General features: G+C 50.9%; 17 protein-coding genes. 11 read left to right on the top strand and 6 right to left on the bottom strand.

Going from position 1 to position 19,572, the window contains the following annotated elements:
• From DWY57_RS13295 to DWY57_RS13245, 11 genes are all read left to right on the top strand, one after another.
• Positions 1–558 (top strand): hypothetical protein, encoded by a 558-nt coding sequence (locus tag DWY57_RS13295; RefSeq protein WP_117599535.1) that lies wholly within the window; start codon positions 1–3, stop codon positions 556–558.
• Between the two features lie 33 nt (positions 559–591).
• Complete coding sequence (locus DWY57_RS13290) at positions 592–1,197, top strand: MotA/TolQ/ExbB proton channel family protein (protein ID WP_117599534.1); 606 nt, start codon at positions 592–594, stop codon at positions 1,195–1,197.
• A gap of 21 nt (positions 1,198–1,218) precedes the next feature.
• Positions 1,219–1,551: a DUF2149 domain-containing protein gene (locus DWY57_RS13285; protein ID WP_005836672.1), complete on the top strand. Its 333-nt coding sequence runs from the start codon at positions 1,219–1,221 to the stop codon at positions 1,549–1,551.
• A 115-nt stretch (positions 1,552–1,666) separates the two neighbouring features.
• On the top strand, positions 1,667–3,736 hold the full coding sequence (locus DWY57_RS13280) for a TonB-dependent receptor (protein WP_207805167.1): 2,070 nt from the start codon (positions 1,667–1,669) through the stop codon (positions 3,734–3,736).
• Between the two features lie 34 nt (positions 3,737–3,770).
• Positions 3,771–4,595, top strand: coding sequence for a sirohydrochlorin cobaltochelatase (locus DWY57_RS13275; protein ID WP_117866382.1), 825 nt, complete (start codon positions 3,771–3,773; stop codon positions 4,593–4,595).
• Positions 4,596–4,804: 209 nt separating this feature from the next.
• A complete protein-coding gene (locus DWY57_RS13270) occupies positions 4,805–5,704 on the top strand; it encodes a helix-turn-helix domain-containing protein (protein WP_005836667.1) in 900 nt (299 codons plus the stop codon).
• 99 nt (positions 5,705–5,803) lie between these two features.
• Positions 5,804–7,213, top strand: coding sequence for a precorrin-3B C(17)-methyltransferase (gene cobJ, locus DWY57_RS13265; RefSeq protein WP_119961930.1), 1,410 nt, complete (start codon positions 5,804–5,806; stop codon positions 7,211–7,213).
• Between the two features lie 99 nt (positions 7,214–7,312).
• Positions 7,313–8,578, top strand: a complete 1,266-nt coding sequence (gene cbiE / locus DWY57_RS13260) for a precorrin-6y C5,15-methyltransferase (decarboxylating) subunit CbiE (protein WP_119961908.1) — start codon at positions 7,313–7,315, stop codon at positions 8,576–8,578.
• Between the two features lie 11 nt (positions 8,579–8,589).
• Positions 8,590–10,443 (top strand): precorrin-4 C(11)-methyltransferase, encoded by a 1,854-nt coding sequence (gene cobM / locus DWY57_RS13255; protein WP_119961907.1) that lies wholly within the window; start codon positions 8,590–8,592, stop codon positions 10,441–10,443.
• Positions 10,444–10,475: 32 nt separating this feature from the next.
• Complete coding sequence (gene cbiD, locus DWY57_RS13250) at positions 10,476–12,371, top strand: cobalt-precorrin-5B (C(1))-methyltransferase CbiD (RefSeq protein WP_119961906.1); 1,896 nt, start codon at positions 10,476–10,478, stop codon at positions 12,369–12,371.
• On the top strand, positions 12,368–13,048 hold the full coding sequence (locus tag DWY57_RS13245; protein WP_117599528.1) for an outer membrane beta-barrel protein: 681 nt from the start codon (positions 12,368–12,370) through the stop codon (positions 13,046–13,048). Before cbiD ends, DWY57_RS13245 begins: the two co-directional genes overlap by 4 nt.
• A gap of 81 nt (positions 13,049–13,129) precedes the next feature.
• Here DWY57_RS13245 and DWY57_RS13240 read toward each other — a convergent pair whose 3' ends face one another.
• From DWY57_RS13240 to DWY57_RS13215, 6 genes are all read right to left on the bottom strand, one after another.
• Entirely contained in the window at positions 13,130–14,503 is a 1,374-nt protein-coding gene (locus DWY57_RS13240) for an MATE family efflux transporter (protein ID WP_117599527.1), read from the bottom strand.
• Positions 14,500–15,519, bottom strand: a complete 1,020-nt coding sequence (locus DWY57_RS13235; RefSeq protein ID WP_119961905.1) for an ABC transporter ATP-binding protein — start codon at positions 15,517–15,519, stop codon at positions 14,500–14,502. The genes DWY57_RS13240 and DWY57_RS13235 overlap by 4 nt, the downstream gene beginning before the upstream one ends.
• Positions 15,512–16,549 (bottom strand): iron ABC transporter permease, encoded by a 1,038-nt coding sequence (locus tag DWY57_RS13230; protein ID WP_034529853.1) that lies wholly within the window; start codon positions 16,547–16,549, stop codon positions 15,512–15,514. Before DWY57_RS13230 ends, DWY57_RS13235 begins: the two co-directional genes overlap by 8 nt.
• On the bottom strand, positions 16,549–17,718 hold the full coding sequence (locus DWY57_RS13225) for an ABC transporter substrate-binding protein (RefSeq protein ID WP_119961904.1): 1,170 nt from the start codon (positions 17,716–17,718) through the stop codon (positions 16,549–16,551). Before DWY57_RS13225 ends, DWY57_RS13230 begins: the two co-directional genes overlap by 1 nt.
• 214 nt (positions 17,719–17,932) lie before the next feature.
• Complete coding sequence (locus tag DWY57_RS13220) at positions 17,933–18,523, bottom strand: DUF417 family protein (protein ID WP_119961903.1); 591 nt, start codon at positions 18,521–18,523, stop codon at positions 17,933–17,935.
• Positions 18,524–18,613: 90 nt separating this feature from the next.
• On the bottom strand, positions 18,614–19,471 hold the full coding sequence (locus DWY57_RS13215) for a helix-turn-helix domain-containing protein (protein WP_035448396.1): 858 nt from the start codon (positions 19,469–19,471) through the stop codon (positions 18,614–18,616).
• Positions 19,472–19,572 lie beyond the last annotated feature (101 nt).

Raw genomic sequence — 19,572 nt, 5'->3', positions numbered from 1 at the left:
ATGGAATATGTCATTCATCTGTTAGCCCTATTCATTGCCCTCAATTTTCTATTGAAGGTGGGGTTCTATCCCCGCTGGGGAATGTGGACGGTTGCCGCAGGCTGTGCCTTTTTTGCGTGGCTGGTGACTCCGTGGATGACGGAACAGTCCAAGACCGTGGTGGCATCTTTTTTTGCTTCCCGCCCGCAGATGTTGAACTTGTCGGTATGTGTCACCCTGGAAGCTGCCGTAATGATAGCTTTCTGTTTCGACTGTTTCGCAGAAATGCGTACCCGCAACACGGCCTTCAAACAAGCGGTCACCCTCTTGCTGAAGCTATACCCCGGCATACTGATAGGCGGAGTAATCTGCTACGTCCTGGCGCTACTGCTTTTCTCTTTTCCCGGTCTTGATTTCGGCAGTCTCTCATGGATAGCAGCCGGTGTTACTTTCCTTGCAGTCGGTGCCGGTAGCCGTTTGCTGCGATATGCTATCGGTGACAAGCCGCTGCGCTTGGAAGTATTGTTCATTGTCAATATTTTCATTGTTATATTGAGCATCATTGCCACGGGCTATTGAAACGAATTAAAGAATTAAAAACTAAAAAGATATATGGAAACAATCTCAAACACACTGTTCTGGATTTCGAACGGGCTGCTGGTTCCCGTCATAGTCCTGCTGCTGCTATTCTTTCTACGTGCCATTCTCCTTGCGGGAGGTTTCTTCGGGGAGTTCTATCAACGGATGAAATTACAGAAGCAATTCGCTGAAACACTGGAGAACATCACCCCAGAGAATATAGACGGACTGGTGCAGCAACTCCCGTCGGCAGGTAACTCCCCTCTCCTCCGCAGCTTGTCCAAACTGTCCGCACACCGGGACGACGACGCCTACTGCGAACACCTGCTTGCCAATTATGAAGTGGAAGCCGAGAAGGAGTTGGGACGTTCGCGTACTTTCATCAAGCTGGGTCCTATGTTGGGACTGATGGGTACCCTCATCCCGATGGGTCCCGCACTGGTAGGTTTGGCACAAGGAGACATCTCCTCCATGGCCTACAATATGCAGGTGGCTTTTGCCACTACAGTGGTAGGACTGGTCATTGCTGCTGTCGGCATCATCACCCTGCAAGTGAAACAACGCTGGTATGCCCGCGAAATGAACGACTTGGAATATCTGTACAAAGTGATAAGCCGCCAAACGGCCGAAAAGGAATAACGGACTAACGATACGAAAACAATGAAGAGTAAGAGAAACAGATTACTGCACAGCGATTCGGACTCCGACCCCATGGGTACGGTAGCCAATCTTTTTGACGTAGCAATGGTCTTTGCCGTAGCCTTGATGGTGGCTCTCGTCTCCCGCTTCAATATGACGGAGATGTTTTCCAAAGAAGACTTCACCATGGTGAAGAATCCCGGAAAGGAAAATATGGAAATCATTACCAAAGAAGGGCAGGAAATCAAGAAATACACTCCCAGCGAAGACCCAAAGACCTCCGGTAAAAGAGGAAAGAAAGTGGGAGTTGCCTATCAGCTTGAAAATGGAGAGATTATCTATGTGCCGGAATAAGGGAATACAGTACCTATTAATAGCTATTTGGCCATCGCAGTATAACAACTATTAAGTATTTCACCCTCCGATAATGGTATGTACCTTTGCAGCGTTATATAAAATAAAACAATATATGATAAAGAAAAGACTTCTCACAGTTCTCCTTATGGGAGGAATCATCGCCACCGGTGCCTATGCACAAGCAGAAAAAGGTGACAGCGACGATATGACCAAGAAAACTCACGAGTTGAACCCGGTTGTAGTAACGGGTACGGGTACACATCAGCGACTGAAGAACACTCCGTCTCCGGTATCGGTTATCACTGCCAACGAGATAAAGCGTGCCGGTATCACCGACTTCCAGCAGGCCTTGACCATGATGGTACCCTCGCTCTCCTTCCGTCCGAACGCGATGGGGTCCTATCTGATGATGAACGGACTCTCCAACAAGCACGTGCTGATATTGGTAAACGGACGCAAGGTCACGGGAGACATTACCGGTAACATCGACCTCAACCAAATAGACATGACCCGCGTCAAGCGCATCGAGGTGCTGAACGGAGCCGCTTCTTCCCTTTATGGTTCGGATGCCATCGGCGGTGTAATCAATATCATTACCAACGAGCCTAAAGATGTGGTAGCCTTCAGCAGCAATAGCAGCTATACGAGAAAGAATCAATTCTCCCAAGGCTTGAATCTGGACATCGCCCAAGGAAAAATAGGGTCCTACACTTCCTATAAATACGACCACTCCGACGGTTGGCAAAACAGCCATCTGACAGAAGATGGAGAAGACATCATCGAAACGATTGCCCCGCTCTCCCTGGGCTATAGCTCGAATAACTTTTCGCAGAAGTTTACCTATGATGTTACGGACCAGCTTTCCTTCTATGCCAACGGTGGATACTATAACCGCGGACTCGAACGTCCGGTAGAACGCGAAGACATCACCGGCGGAAGCAAGTACAACACTACCTACGAAGGTTACAACTGGGGGGCAGGCGCCAAATACAAACTGAGTAAACGCAACGTTATCCAGTTCGACTATTCAGGAAACAATTACGCATCACGCTACAAATACCTGATAGAAAACAGCGGATACCTGCCCGGACAGTATGCGCTTACCAAGCTTCAGAAATTCCATGATGCCGAGTTGAAAGGTATCTTCGGTTTTACAACCAACAGCACTACGGTGTTCGGTGTGGACTATCGCCGTGAAGTGCTCCGCCGTCCCGACTCTGATTTGGACAAAAGTGTCTATACGACATCAGCCTACGGCCAGCATGAAGTGAAGCTATGGAACCATCTGACCGGTGTTGTGGGTGTACGCTACGACCATCACGAACAGACGGGTGGACGCTTCACCCCCAAAGTGGCAGCCATGTACAACATAGGCAACTTCAATGTACGTGCCACCTATGCTGCCGGATTCCGCGCTCCGGGAATCGACGAGCTCTACTACCACATGTTCAAGAAGACAATGGGTACACGAGCCACCATCTCATTGGGTGACGAGAACCTCGACCCCGAACGCAGCAACTATTACTCCATCAACATGGAATACCGCACCAACCGTTTCAGTGCTTCCGTCACTGGTTACCTGAACTATGTAAAGAACATGGTAACTTCCAAATCCACTAAATTCGATGACCTACCGGAAGCAGAGCAGAACCAGTTGCGTGAAGAGTTCCCCGAAATCGGTGACCTTTCATCCACGAAAAACCTAAGTGTCAAGAACTACTTCAATTTCGAGAAAGCTACCGTCAAAGGCTTTGAAGTGAACTTGAACGGCAATCTGTTCCCGGGCTTCACCCTGGCCGGAAACTATACCTACGCCTATGGACGCGGTCTGAACGAAGGAGGCGAATGGCAAAACATCGAACGCAGCATACGCCATACAGCCACCATCACCGGAAACTATACACACAGCTGGAGCGACTATACCTTGAACCTCAACTTGAACGGTCGTCTGCAAAGCAAAGTCTATTATCCGGGTGACGCGGACGGCAATGCTCCGGGCTACGGCATCTGGAACCTCAATACCCGCCATACCTTCGACGGCTTCCGCAACTTTGTCATCGAACCGGGCATCGGCATAGACAATATCTTCAACAAGAAGGACAACCGCCCGCTGAACAAGAACTTCGCCTTGTATTCCCCGGGACGTTCGGTAGTAGTCAGCCTGGCACTCAGACTAAAATAATTTCTCCATAACGCTTTTAGAAACAACAACAATTATGAAACATTTTTTCATCACTCTCTATTTACTCGGCATCAGCCTCTTCTCCTCCGCACAACAAGAGGAGAAGGCGGCTCTGCTCATCACCCATTATGGCAGTTCGGACCCTCAGACACGTGCCTTGACGCTCGACGTCGTGACCCGTGAGGCACAAGAAGCCTTTCCGCAGTTTACAGTGCGCGAAGCATACATCTCGCCGATTGTACGAAAAAGACTTGCCAAGGAGGGTGTGTACAAAGACAGCCCTACGGATGCACTGCTGAAACTTCGCGCCGAAGGCTACCAGACCATCTACGTCCAGAGCACCACCTTGATAGAAGGCAGTGAGATGACCTCCGTCCGCAGGGATGCAGACAAGCTCCGTCCCTTCTTCAAGGAGATAAAAGTGGGAAATCCCCTGCTCTACTCCGTCGAAGACTGCGAGAAGGTAATCGGTATACTGACCGCCGAACAGCCGGAAAAGAAAGAAGACATTGTCTATGTGGGGCACGGCAACCAGCTACCCAGCACGGCTACTTACGCCATGCTCGACTTCATGATGAAAGCCCATGGACTGAAGAACTTCCACGTCAGCACCATTGAAGGATATCCTACCCTGGACGCAACCCTGCTGCAACTGAAAGAGACACGCCCCAAGAGCGTGACATTGGTTCCGTTGCTGTTGGTATGCGGCAACCATACCAAGGAAGACATTGCCGGCGTGTGGAAGACGGAACTTGAAAAGCAAGGCTATCAAGTGAATGTACGCATGCAGGGACTGGGCGAAAACAAAGCCATCCGCCAGCTCTATATGGAACACATCAAAGCCATGCTAAAAGATTGATAACCAGCAAGCGTAAAAGGGTTACACCTTTTACATACCAAGGCTACACCCTTTGCTCCGGATGGCTACACCATTCCGGACAAAGGGTGTAGCTCTTTTCAATGTACACAGATTACGGACATTTGTAACCATATTACGGATTCCTCCTCCTGCAATATGGAACTTTCCGGATTATTCTCTACATTTGTACAAAACTAACAGGAACGTTTATGGAAGAAGTAATCAAGCTCAATGCTGTAGACCAATACAACAAGATGTTCGGTCTCGAAACCCTGCATCCGCTGGTCAGCGTAGTCGATTTGTCCGAAGCCACCGGATATCCCAGGCATTTCACCTTGAACTATGGCGTATACGCCCTTTTCCTCAAAAACACCAAATGCGGAGACATACGCTATGGAAAACAGTATTACGATTACCAGGAAGGCACGGTAACCAGCTTCGCCCCGGGCCAGGTGACCGAGGTCAACATGCTGGAAGGTATGCAGCCCAGCGCCTCCGGCCTGCTGTTCCACCCCGACTTGATAAAAGGCACCTCGCTGGGACAGGGAATAAAGCAGTATTCCTTCTTTTCCTATTCCTCTACCGAGGCACTGCATTTGTCCGAAGACGAGAAAGAAATCTTCCTCGACTGTCTGAAGAAGATTAAGATGGAAATCCAACGCCCCATCGACAAGCACAGCAAGGGTCTGATTGCGCGCAACATCGAGCTACTGTTGGACTACTGCATGCGTTTCTACGAACGCCAGTTCATCACCCGCTCGGCAGCCAACAAAGACATCCTGATGAAATTTGAAGCACTGATAGATGACTATTTCCAGAGCGACAAACCGCAGACCGAAGGACTGCCTTCCGTGAAATACTTCGCAGACAAAGTGTTCCTCTCCTCCAACTATTTCGGAGATTTGGTGAAGAAGGAAACCGGAAAGACGGCGCAGGAATATATCCAGAACAAAATCATCGACCTGGCCAAAGAAATGATTATAGGAAGCGGGAAGACAGTCAGCCAGATTGCCTATGAACTGGGATACCAGTATTCGCAGCACTTCAACCGCGTGTTCAAGAAGAACGTAGGCTATACTCCGAGCGAATACCGGCACTTGCAGGTTTAGACAATAAAGTTTCACCACAGATTACGCGGATTAGCACAGAGTTTTTTCGGTTTCATCAAATATAAGTTCTATCTTTGTATGCCAATAGAACATATGGATATGAAACACCCCAAAATAATTGTTGCCGGCATCGGACCGGGCAATGAATCGGATATAACTCCCGCCGTAATTTCCGCTTTGCAAGAATCAGATGTAGTGGTGGGATATAAGTACTATTTCCAATTTGTAACCCCTTATCTCCACCCCTCAACAGCATGCATAGATACCGGCATGAAGCGTGAGCGCGCCCGTGCCGAGCAGGCTTTCGAGCTGGCAGAGCAGGGAAAGACGGTCTGCGTCATCAGTTCCGGGGATGCGGGCATTTATGGTATGACGCCGCTTGTCTACGAGATGAAGCGGGAAAGGAACAGCGACGTGGAAATCGTTTCGCTGCCGGGCATCAGCGCTTTCCAAAAGGCAGCCTCACTGCTGGGAGCTCCCGTAGGACATGACTTCTGTGTCATCTCCCTTTCAGACCTGATGACTCCCTGGGAGCGTATTGAAAGGCGTATCATCGCAGCCGCTGCCGCCGACTTCGTGACGGCAGTCTACAACCCCAAAAGTGAAGGACGCTACTGGCAGCTTTACCGCTTGAAAGAACTCTTTCTGCAGGAAGGACGCTCACCGGAAACGCCCGTGGGATATGTACGCCAGGCAGGACGCCCGGAACAAGCGGTACACATCACCACGCTGGGAGATTTCAATCCCGAAGAGGTGGATATGTTTACAGTCGTATTGATAGGCAACTCACAGTCCTACGAATGGAACGGAGCCTTCATCACTCCGCGCGGCTATTACCGGGACACGAATACCGAAGCCACGGGCATCGGGCAAGACATCATGATTCGTAGTTTCCGTACCATCGAAAAGGAACTGAAGAACAAGCATATTCCCCTCGACCATAAATGGGCTTTACTCCATGCCATACATACCACCGCCGATTTTGAAATGGAGCATCTGCTGCATACGGACGAAGGTGCCGTGGCTTCCTTGTATCAAGCCATCGAGAAAGGCGGAATCAAGACGATTGTCACAGACGTCACGATGGCAGCCAGCGGTATCCGCAAAGGAGCTTTGCAGCGGCTGGGCATAGAGGTGAAATGTTACCTCGGCGACCCGCGCACGGCGACGATGGCTGCAGAGAAAGGCATCACCCGTACCCAGGCAGGCATCCGCCTGGCTGTGGAGGAGCATCCCGATGCTTTCTTTGTATTCGGCAATGCACCTACGGCACTTATGGAACTCTGCGACCTGATACGTAAGGGCAAGGCACATCCGGCGGGCATTGTTGCTGCACCGGTAGGCTTCGTGCATGTGCAGGAGTCCAAACACATGGTGAAACCCTTTACGGAAATACCCAAGATTATCGTAGAAGGACGTAAGGGAGGCAGTAACTTAGCTGCCACGCTGGTGAACTCCGTGCTGTGCTACAACGATGCGGAGCAGTTGCGCCCGGGCAGGGATGTGTAAGTGAAAAGAGACATTCCATAACATTACTTGTTACGACCGATAACATTACTTGTTATGCCCCCTTACATTACTTGATATTTTCATAAGATTACTCATTGAATGAAACACAGATTTATAATCATAGGAATGGATGACAACCGTTCCCCCTTCTTTCCACCGGAAGCACTGGCGCAGATACGGAAGGGGAAGGTTTTCTCCGGTGGCATACGGCATAAGGAGATTGTCGGTTCTCTGCTGCCTGCCGGGGCCGAATGGATTTCCATCACCGTACCGCTGGACCGCGTCTTTTCCCGTTATGAAGAAATATTTACCCGCTTCGAAGAGACGGCTACGGACAACTCCATCATTGTATTCGCGTCCGGCGACCCGTTGTTCTTCGGTTTTGCCAATACCATAAAGCGTAAGCTTCCCGAGGCAGACATTCTGCTCTATCCCGCTTTCAATTCCTTGCAGACATTGGCACACCGCCTCGTCATGCCGTATGACGACATGCGCACCGTCTCCCTGACAGGACGCCCGTGGCAGGAGTTCGACCGTGCCCTCATAGAGCATGCACCCAAAATAGGCATCCTCACCGACCGCGAACATACCCCGGTCACCATTGCCGCCCGCATGCTGGAATACGGGTACTCCCACTACACACTATACATCGGCGAGCATCTCGGCAATCCCGAAAAGGAACGCATACGCCGGATGACACCCCAGGAAGCGGTTTCCGGTGACTTCGAACATCCCAACTGCCTGCTGCTGGACAGCCATCTCGGACAATGCCGCACAAACTCCCTGCACGGTAGCGAAGCCCCAGACTTTCCAGTCCGTCCCTTCGGCATCCCCGATGAAGAGTTTGCACATCTTGACGGACGCGCCCGCATGATAACCAAGGCTCCCATCCGCCTGCTCACCCTGCAGGCATTGGAACTGAACCGCCGCCGCGTCTTCTGGGACATCGGTTTCTGTACCGGTTCCGTCTCCATCGAAGCCCGCCTGCAATTTCCTCATCTCGCCGTCATCTCCTTCGAGATACGCCCCGAAGGAAAAGAGCTGATGGACACCAACTCCCGCCGCTTCGGCGCACCGGGCATTACGGCGGTAACCGGAGATTTCCTGCACACCGACCTCACTCCCTTTGCCCGCCCCGATGCCGTCTTCATCGGTGGACACGGCGGACATCTGGAGGAAATGATAGAGAAAGTGAAACAAGTGCTGCACCCCGAAGGCTGCATCGTCTTCAACTCCGTATCGGCAGAAAGCAAGGAGGCGTTCTGCCGAGGAATCGAGCGGAACGGAATGGTGCTCCACCCTTCCACCCATATCGCCTTGAACGAATATAACCCCATTGAAATTATGAAAGCCACGCTTTCTTAAACATACCCATTATGAAAACAGCTATTATTCTAATCTCCGAAGCCGGTTTGAGCATAGCCCAATCACTACTCAACGAACTTCCCGACTCCGAAATCTTCACCCTCAGGCACGAAGAGGGATGCACACATATAGAATCCGCCGGCAAATTCACAGCGGAAAACTTCAACCGCTATGATGCCTTTGTCTTCATTGGCGCCATGGGAATCTGTGTCCGCACCATCGCTCCTTGCGTGAAGAACAAATATACCGACCCTGCCGTGATTTGCGTGGACAGTACCGGTAAATTTGCCATCTCCGTACTTTCCGGACACATCGGAGGAGCCAACGAACTGACCCACCAGGTAGCGAATATCCTCGGGGCCGAACCGGTAGTCACCACGCAAAGCGACTGCACCGGTCTATGGGGACTCGATACCCTGCCGCAACGTTTCGGGTGGTTTCCGGTCATCAACGCCGAACCCTCCACCCTCCTGCTGGCAGAACTTGCCAAGACGCCCGAAGAGAAAAAAAGAGTATGCATGAACGAGCATATCAGCCTCTTCGTTTCCGGCAAGCCCACCGCCCTGTTGCTCACGGTGCGCAATGAAGGTACGGACTGGATGGAGGCGCACCTGCCGCCTCATGTAGAAGTATTCTACCGGGTGCAGGACATCAACCCTTCACGCTTCAAACTGATTCTGTGCGTATCTCCCCAAGTCCCCAACTTCCCGGAAATGCCTATGATATGCTACGTGCCTTGTGTCGTACACCTCGGCATCGGCCTTGCCCGGCTGGCAGGCCCTGTGCGGAAAGTGGAGAAAGAGATTATGAACACGCTGAAGGAATACGGTATCATGCCCCAAAGCATCGCCTCCATCTCCACGATTAAAGCCAAAAGTGACGAACCGGTAGTGAAAGCGCTCCAAAAGAAGTTCCCGGTCTACTTCTATACAGCCGAGGAACTGGCAGAGATAGAGGTGCCTCATCCCAGCAAAACCGTCATGAAGCACATGGGCACCCCCAGCGTCAGCGAAGCCGCCGCCTTGCTGAGTGCAAACAACTCCCGGCTGCTGGTGCCCAAGAAGAAAGGAGAGAACTATACCGTGGCCGCCGCCCTCGACATAAGAACTGTGCGCCAGGGCCACATCGAAATAGTGGGTGCCGGCCCGGGCGACCCGGACCTGGTTTCCGTACGCGGACGCCAAATGCTGGAACGCGCCGACCTCATTCTGTATGCCGGCAGTCTCGTTCCCAGGGAGCTGACTCTCTGTGCCAAGGCCGAGGCTACCGTACTCAGCTCCGCTTCCATGGATTTGGAAGAACAATTTGAAGTGATGAAGAAGTTCTATGACAAGGGAAAATTCATCGTACGCCTGCATACGGGTGACCCATGTATCTATGGTGCCATTCAGGAACAGATGAACTACTTTGACCGGCACGATATGAGCTACCACATCACCCCCGGCATATCCTCCTTCCAGGCGGCGGCAGCTGCCTTGAAGTCGCAGTTCACCATTCCGGAAAAAGTGCAAAGCATCATCCTAACACGCGGAGAAGGACGCACGCCCATGCCCGAACGCGAAAAGCTACATCTCATGGCACGCTCACAAAGTACCATGTGCATCTTCCTCAGTGCAAGCATTGCGGAGCAGGTGCAGGAAGAACTGTTGCAGGAATATCCGGAAACTACCCCTGTAGCTGTCTGCTATCACTTGACATGGAAAGACGAACAAATATTTAGGGGGGAACTCAAAGACCTTGCCAGGATAGTGAAGGAAAATAACCTCACCTTGACAACCATGATTGTCGTAGGCGAAGCCATCGGCAACCGTGAAGGTCTGTCACGGCTCTATGCACACGAGTTCAAGCATCTGTACCGGAAATAAATCAACGATTAATCACCCATAAACATTCAAACATGATATTAATATTTGGCGGAACCACCGAAGGACGCATAGCCATCCAAACCCTTGAAGAAGCCGGAAAAACTTTCTACTATTCTACCAAAGGGGATGAGCAGGACGTACTTCTGCATAATGGCATCCGCCTGCAAGGCGCGATGGATGCAATAGAAATAGAAACATTCTGTGCACAGCATCACATAAAGCTGCTGATAGACGCCGCGCACCCCTTTGCCACACAGCTGCATGAGACTCTGGAACAAGTCTCCGTGGAATCGAATATCCCCGTCATCCGTTTCGAGCGTATCTTCCCGAAACGCGATGAAGAACACATCACCTGGTGCAGGGATTATGACGATGCCATCGAGAAGATACAGAAAGAAAAGATTTTCATCTTACTTGCACTGACCGGCGTACAGACCATAGGTAAGCTGAAGCCTTTGTGGCAGAATGCCTGCTGTTACTTCCGCATCCTCGACCGTGACAGCTCGCGCAAGCTCGCCCGGGAACAAGGTTTCTCCGAGAAGAACCTCTACTACTACACGCCCGGAGAAGACGAGCAAGTCCTGATGAAACAGCTTCATCCCGAAGCCATCCTCCTCAAAGAAAGCGGGATATCGGGCGGATTCTGCGAAAAGGTGGAAGCTGCCCGGCAACTGGGTATACGCATCTTTGCCATCTGCCGCCCCAAGACATCCGACAAGTTTATCTGTGTAAACGGCGAGCATGGCCTGCGCCGCATAATCGAGAAACATTTACCCGACTTCTTCCCCCTGCGCAGCGGACTGACCACCGGAACATGTGCCGCCGCTGCCGCCGTAGCCGCCACCTGGGATGTATTCAATATCTACTTCAAAAAGCGTCCTACGGAATTTCCGGTAGTCCTCCCCAACGGAGAAACCATCCAGGTTCCCGTAGAGCCGCAGCACCATATTCCCCACTCCGACCTTCTGGAAAACGGTGACGGCATGTTCGAGACAAGCGCTACCGTCATCAAGGATGCCGGCGACGACCCGGACATCACCAACGGGATGAAAGTTGTGGCCAATATAGCCGTACCTTTCCGCACAGACGACCCGCTGCCGGAAGACACTCCCCAGGATGACTACAACATCATCGTCTGCGGCGGCGAAGGCGTAGGTGTCGTCACCATGCCCGGTTTGGGACTTGAGCTCGGTAGCTCTGCCATCAACGACACCCCACGCGAAATGATAAAGAAGAACGTCAAGCTATGTCTTGAACGCCTCCATATTGCCAAACAGCCCAGTCCTATTCTCATTACCATCTCCATCCCCGGTGGAGAAGAGATAGCCAAACGCACCTTCAATCCCCGCCTCGGTATCGAAGGAGGCATTTCCATTATCGGGACCTCCGGCATCGTGAAGCCATTCTCCTCGGAAGCCTTCGTCAATTCCATCCGGAAGTCCATGGAAGTGGCAAAGGCGACCCGGAGCCCTCGTATCGTCATCAGCTCCGGCGCAAAGAGCGAACGTTTCATCAAGGCGTATTATCCCGACCTCCCTGCCCAGGCTTTCGTACATTACGGCAACTTTATCGGCGAAACCTTGAAAATAGCAGCCGAAGAGCAAGTACCGCACGTCACCCTCGGCGTGATGATGGGAAAGGCCGTGAAACTGGCCGAAGGCAATCTGGATACCCACAGCAAGAAAGTGACCATGAACAAGGAATTCATCCAAGACCTGGCACGCCAGACGGGATGCAGCGAAGAAACACTTGCCGCCATCGGACAGATGAACCTGGCGCGCGAACTCTGGGACATCATTCCCGAAGAGCTGCTGGAAAAGTTTGGCAAGGCACTGATTGAGCTCTGTCACCGGCACTGTACCCCCTTGCTGCCCAATGGCGAACTAACAGTATTACTCATAACCGAAAACGGAAAAATTTACTCATGAAGAAGAAGATAATCATTACCGTCTGTATGGCAATGACCGTACTGACCGGTCTGGCACAAAGCCCGCTGTCCTTTCATGCAAAAGCTGGAATCGGTACCTCCCATTTTCATGGGAAACACTCCAGCAGTGACACCCAAATAGCTTACAAAGCTGGTGTCGGTGCAGAATATGTCCTCAACAAGACCTTGGTGCTGCAATCCGCATTGGAGTTCGTGTCCATCGGCGGTAAAGACGAGATAAGCCAAATCGGCAAGGCCAAAATGCATGAACTGTATCTGCAAATCCCCCTCATGATAGGGGCCCGCCTCCATCTGGGCAGGGATTATCATGCCTCGCTGAGCGTCGGCCCTTATGCGGCCATAGGCGTGGCAGGCAAGACCTCCGGCGAGACCTACGATTATAGCAGCAGTAGTATGCAGGGAGGATACCAGTTCAAGATAGACACTTTCGGCAGCATGGTAGACGGGAAAATGGGTAACAACCGTTTCGATGCAGGTATTGCCCTGGGACTTACTTTTGAATACAGAAGATTCATCATCGGTACAGAGATGCAGGTGGGACTGGTAAAAATCAATGAGCAGATAAACCAGATGATAGACTATTCGGAAGAAGGAGGATATTTCCCCAAGAACTTCGCCGCATTCTTCACGCTGGGGTACCGGTTCTGGTATCCGTAGGCATCGAATACCATGCAGCTCCCCTCGATAAAGTAAAGCGGCAACTGATAGTCCCGTAAGCATTGAATAAGATACTCAAGACTACCGCTGTTGCAGTTGTTCCGCCTCCTTCCTCTTCATCTCCGCCAGCACCCCGCAGGTCAATGGAATGGCGAGGAAGAAGGTCAGCATGTCCGACGCCGCCTGGCACATTTCCACCCCTTTCAGTCCTAAGAAATAAGGAAGAATGAAGATGAGGGGGATGAAGAACAGCCCTTGACGGGCAGAGGAAAGTATCGTAGCGCGTACGGGCTTGCGGATCGTCTGCAGCATCATGTTGCTGACCACAATCCATGCACCCAACGGATAAGTGATGAACTGCCAGCGCAATGCTGCCGCACCGGTAGCTACAACAGCAGGGTCTCCCTTGCGGAAGATAGAGACAATCTCCTCGGCATATCCCATACCTGCCACCGCACAAACCAACAAAAAGAAAAAGCCTACCTTCACACAGAACCAGAATCCCTGGCGCACTCTAGCATACAGCCCGGCACCATAATTGAATCCGCATACCGGTTGGAAGCCTTGTCCGAAACCAATCAGGAAAGCATTGATGAACATAGAGATACGCGTCACAATGGACATCCCTGCAATAGCTGCGTCACCATACGCACCGGCCGCCACGTTCAGCAAAATGGTTGCCACGCTTGCCAGTCCCTGGCGGGTGAGTGACGGAGTTCCACCCCCGATAATTTCCTTGATGAAAGCCAGTGTAGGCGTAAAGTTTCTGTAACGTATACGTATATTCCCTCCTCTGCGCCCCATACATAAAAGAAGGATGAAACTGCATATCTGGCTGATTACCGTGGCAAGTGCGGCACCGGATATGCCCATATCGCATACAAAAATCAGGATAGGATCGAGCACCACGTTAATGACCGCTCCACTCACAATCCCCACCATGGCATACGCCGCATTACCTTGAAAGCGTATTTGGTTATTCAGCACCAATGAGGCGGTCATAAAAGGAGTCCCCAGCAGAATGATTTCCAAATAGCGCTCCGTATACGGAAGAATGGTATGCGTTGACCCCAAAGCAAGGGAAAGCGGTGTAAGGAACAGCAATCCCAACACAGCCAGAACCGCCCCGACAAACAAGGCAAAAAAGAAGCCGGTGGATGCCATCTTCTCGGCATCCACCGTTTCCTGCGCCCCTAACTTACGGGAGATGTAGTTCCCCGAACCATGACCGAAGAAAAATCCCACAGCCTGGATAATGGACATCACAGAAAACACGATACCTACGGCAGCCGTAGACTGGGTATTTATTTTACCCACAAAATAGGTATCTGCCATGTTGTAGAAGGACGTCACCAGCATGCTGATGATGGTTGGCACAGCCAATGACGTAATCAGCCGGGGGACCGGAGCCGTCGTCAAGTGGACATAATTATCTTTTGTAGAATGATGTATCATAGTGAATGGAATGACAAAACTATTTGAAGCAATTCCTCAATGGAGTACACCGTTACCGGCTCCTTACCCGGCCGATGGAACACGAAGCTGCCGTCTCCCTTCAAATCTCCGGTTTCGATATAGATCTCCGATTCAACATTCCGGTTTGCCAGAATCCCGTTTCTCTGGAATGCCTTGCGCACCATGGCATACTTCTGTCCGTGACCCGCCAAGCGTATCTGGGAGGTATATTCATTGGCTACCCTGAACAGTCCCGTTTCCAAATCAAAGGCAATACCCTTACGGGCAAAGAAATTGCTCAAGCTGCCGTTTAGCGATAGGTCTTCGGGCGTGCCGATGGTCACTCCGTTCGCCTTGTCCATCAACCATATTTTGTCCGCTATCTGCAGGGCCAGTTCCAGGTCATGGGTAGAAAGAAAAATCGTCTTGTCCGTTTGCCGGCTGAGCTGGTGAAGCAGTTGCATCATCTCTACTTTACTGGGAAAATCGAGGAAAGCTGTCGGTTCATCCAGATAGATGACGGGAGTTTCCTGGGCGAGCGCCTTGGCTATCATCACCTTCTGCCGTTCACCGTCACTCAGCGTATGCACCATGCGGTGTGCCAGATGGGAAATGCCTACCAAGGCGATGGATTTGTCCACCACAGTCTTGTCCTCTTTCGAAAGAGTTCCCCAGAAACCGGTGTAGGGGCTGCGCCCCAGACCTATCAGTTCTACGACGGACATATTGCGTATATCGCACTTCTCTGTCAGCACCACACTGATGACGCGCGAAAGCTGCTTGTCGGTATAGTCCCCTATCTCTTTTCCTTCAATAAATATGTTTCCTCCAAGTTTAGGCTGGAAGGCGGACAACGTACGGAGCAGCGTGGACTTCCCCACTCCATTAGCTCCCAACAAGCAAGTCAGCTCACCACTGTTGATTCTGGCGCAAATGCCGTCTGCCACCACTTTCACATCCTCCTTACCGGGGTAACCGATGGAAAGATTCTCTATATGTATGGTTTCCTTATTCATTCAATTCTCCTTTCCGTTTTCTAAAAAGTACAGAAGCCACTACCGGCGCACCTACCAGTGCCGTCACCGAGTTTACCGGCAAAGCTCCCTCGAAGCCGGGCATACGGGCTATCAGATTGCAGACCAATGCCAGGGAAGCGCCTACCAGCAATGTGGCAGGCATCAGCACCCGATGGTCCGAAGAGTGGAAGATGGCACGACACAAATGAGGAACCGCCAATCCGATAAACATTATCGGACCGCAATAGGCCGTTACAATCGCCACCAGCACACCGGAGCATGAAATAACCAGCAGGCGTGCCCGCTTGATGTTCAGTCCCAGATTGCGTGCATAGCCATCGCCCAGCAGCAACAGATTCATCGTCTTTATCAGCAGGAAGGACAACGGAAGCAGCACAGCCATGATGCAGACAAACAGCACCATCTGGTCGCCCGAGACACGGGCAAAGCTACCCAATCCCCAAATGACATATGCACGTATATCTTCCTCCACACTGAAATATTTCAATACGCCGATGACGGCACTTGCCACATAGCCTATCATCACACCGATTATCAGCAGCGTCACGTTACCCTTCACCTTCTGGGAGACGTAGACAATGAGTGCCATCACAGCCAGCGCACCGATAATGGCGGCAACCGACAAGGCAACCTCGCCCATATACCCCAAACGGCTCAACGCCACACCGCCCATCGCCCCGGACAGCAACACCACACAAGCCACACCCAGGCTGGCACCTGAACTGATGCCCAATACCGAAGGCCCTGCCAGCGGATTGCGGAACACCGTCTGCATCTGCAGACCGCTGACTGACAGCCCTGCTCCCGCCACCAATGCCGTCAACGCCTGGGGCACGCGGGACTTCCAGATGATATTCTGCCAAATAACGGATTCATCCGTATTTCCCCACAATATATTCCACACAGAGCGCAGAGGAATGTGAACCGACCCCAAAAGCAGGTTCAGCAGGAAAAAAAGAAAGATAGATGCCAGTGTCAGCAACATCAACGGAAGTACGGGTCTTTTTATCATTTCAGCAGTTCGTAGTAAGTCGGTTTATAGTCGGGCAACAAATCGGGATGGAAAGCATGTATCAGGTCTTCCAATACTATTTCGGGCTGCATGGGCATACTTTCGTAGAAGGGTTTCTCGCGCATATTGCAGTATACCACTCCCTTCTCGCGGAACGCACGGAAGTCAGCATAACGCGGATCGAGGGACTTCAAGGCATCATACGTGAATGTCCCGTCGTAGCTGTTGACAATGCGCCAGTAGTCGGCACTCTCTGCCTGGCTGTATACGGTTTCAAAGTCCAGCGTAACACCTCCCGAACGGGGGTCGTCTTTCAAGAAATAATCCGCACCGGCATCACGGAACAGTTCGGCAAGAAAGCTCTTTCCTCCCACTGCATACCAGTTGCCACCCCGTATCTCGCCGCTGAATACCACCGGACGCTTCTTCACATTGGCAGCCAGTTCCTTCAATTCGTTATAGCGCTTCTCTATCGCAGCAAACTTTTCATTCGCCTCCACTTCCCGGCCAATGAACATGCCGATGAATTTTATCCATTCGGCCTGCCCCAACGGGGTCATCTCCTTGTACCCCAAATGGGGAACCAGTGGGATGCCTATTTCCCGCATGGCATCATACCCGCCCCGCTTGAAAGGAGAGATAAAGATAACATCCGGATTCATGCTCATTATCACTTCATTATCAAAGTTCCCTTCGATACCAATCTTCACAGTCTCGCCGGACTTCAAACGGTCGTTCATCTCCTTGTTGAAGAGATGGCGCGTACTGGTGATACCCACCACACAATCGCAGGCATCCAGACGGATGAAGTTGGAAAGTTGCAGAGATGTCATACACATGACGTGCTCCACCGGCGTTTCTATCACCGTATAATCATCTGGTACACCGGCGGGTTTTATGCCTTTCGGTACCAGTGCGTAATGAAAGGTGTTGCCATTTTCTTTCTGAGGGTCGTGTATATCCACTAGGCGGACATGGTCCGGCAAGTACTTCACCGTATAGCCTTTAGCATAAAGCGGGACAATGGCAGCCGCCGTATCTGCCGCAACTGGCAAATGACTCTTTTCTGAAGAGGATGCTGTAGAAGTCTGTTTTGATTTTGAACTGCAAGAGGTTACGCATAAAGCGCACAGCAGTGCAATGCCTATGGCAGATATCCGGATCATGATTATCAGGGTTTATAGAATTCGGGCACAATATTCGTCATTTTTGGGGAGATACGCAAATGCTCTTCCTGCAAATTGACGGATATTGTGCCTAAATAATCTTTAAAAGCCCATCAGGTCATTCAGTGCTTCACTCATGCTGGGATGTGTAAAGACCGGCAGTTTGTTGCCTCTTATATTCAATCCCTTCTTGCGTGCTTCCGGTTTCATACGTCTATTTCCTTAATTGGTTCAATACTCTTTTTGCACTGTCAGACAGTACGACAATGGCACCGGCAAGAATGGCCGTATCCTTGATGACCAAGCGCCCTGCCCCCGTCAGCAACGGAAAGCCGTGCTCCCCGCTTCCCAAGTCGGGTACCCACACTTCAGGGGTTGTCACCAGGAAAGAGAGGGTACCTATTGTCATGACAATGGCCAGTGCGGCTCCCGCCAGTCCGATTTTCGGAGAGAATATCCCCAGAAATGTCAGAATGCCGATGGTCATAATCAGAATGCCCAGACCTTGGGAGAAACCATACGTATTGTTCTCCACGTGCCACTGATGTTTCACCTCATTGAACTCACCCTCTTTCAGCTTATACTCCTTGTACTCCGGGGCATTCTTTGTATAAAAGAAGCTCATGAACGGGCTGTTCGCCACAAAAGGAACAATCCCTTCAGCCTCATAATTCCAGAATTTCAATCCACCAATCCATACGAAAATAACCAGGATAGCTACACGGATCAAATTAACACCCAACTTTTGAGTGGAAGCGGCCAGCGTCAACGCAGCCATAAACAAGTTTTGCAATTTCGTTTTCATCTTTGTTCTACTTTTTAAATGGTTTCAGTAATATGACTTGATTTTTGTTTTTGCAAAGTTCCTTGTTTTCCACCACGTACGAAATGGCAATTATTCCGCAACAGTTGGCAATTCTTCCCGTTTCACTCTTTTCCGGTAGTCCGAGACACTCTCGCCGGTCATTTTCTTGAAAAAACGGCTGAACGCGGGCAAGTCTTCAAAGCCCAGAATGGAGCTGATTTCTTTGGCGCTCTTGCGGGTATACAACAGCAGTCTCATGGCTTCCGCCTCAATGCGCTCATGAATCACCCGCAACGGGGAAGGCAACCCGCAGGCCGAGAACAGATTGGAAAGTGTCTTGGGAGAACGGCAAAGAATATCGGCATAATCCTGCACCTGCTTCTTCTCCTTGAAGTGCCGGTCCACCAGCACATAATACTGTCGGATGATGTCAAACGTCTTTTCCTTCTCCTGCCCCACCCCGAAAAGCTGGCGCGCAATGCGTGTGCAGGTAATGATGAAACGTTTCAAGACAATGCGCAGCATCTCCTCCTGCAGATTGTCATGAATGACCGATTCCTGCCGGAAAATGCGGACTATGTCATGCAGGTTGGAAGACTGCCCGGCAGAAAGCGCCAGTCTCATCACCTTGGAAGAGCCATAAAAAAGGAATCCGTTGCAAGAGACCTCGTTGTCATGTCCATAGATGCAATAAAAATTGCTGTTGAATACAAACGTCAGGTATTCACCGTCCACCTCTTTTACCTCCAGGTGATGCAACGGGGTCAAGGTCACGATTTCGTCCTTTTCCAAGCGCATGGAGATATGGTCTATTTCCAGAGTGAGCGTACCGCTCTGTACCCAAATGAATTTATACAGAGTCTTGTCACGTTGCAGCGACGCACGCTCATGGTAGCTGGAAGTCATGGCTATGTTGCCATTCAAGCGGGTGTTCAGTTGATAATCCATAAAAAACAGATTGTTTTAGTAAATAACAAAGATAGCGAATATCTTGTTTGCTACTGATTATTTCCCCACTTTTGTAGCCGTTTTGCTGTTCTTTAATTTTT

Origin of the sequence: Bacteroides sp. AF25-5LB, assembly GCF_003602965.1 — a bacterium.
Taxonomy (GTDB): Bacteria; Bacteroidota; Bacteroidia; order Bacteroidales; family Bacteroidaceae; genus Bacteroides; species Bacteroides uniformis.
The sequence above is the reverse complement of the archived record's forward strand: the minus strand, read 5'-3'. Positions and strand labels throughout refer to the sequence as shown.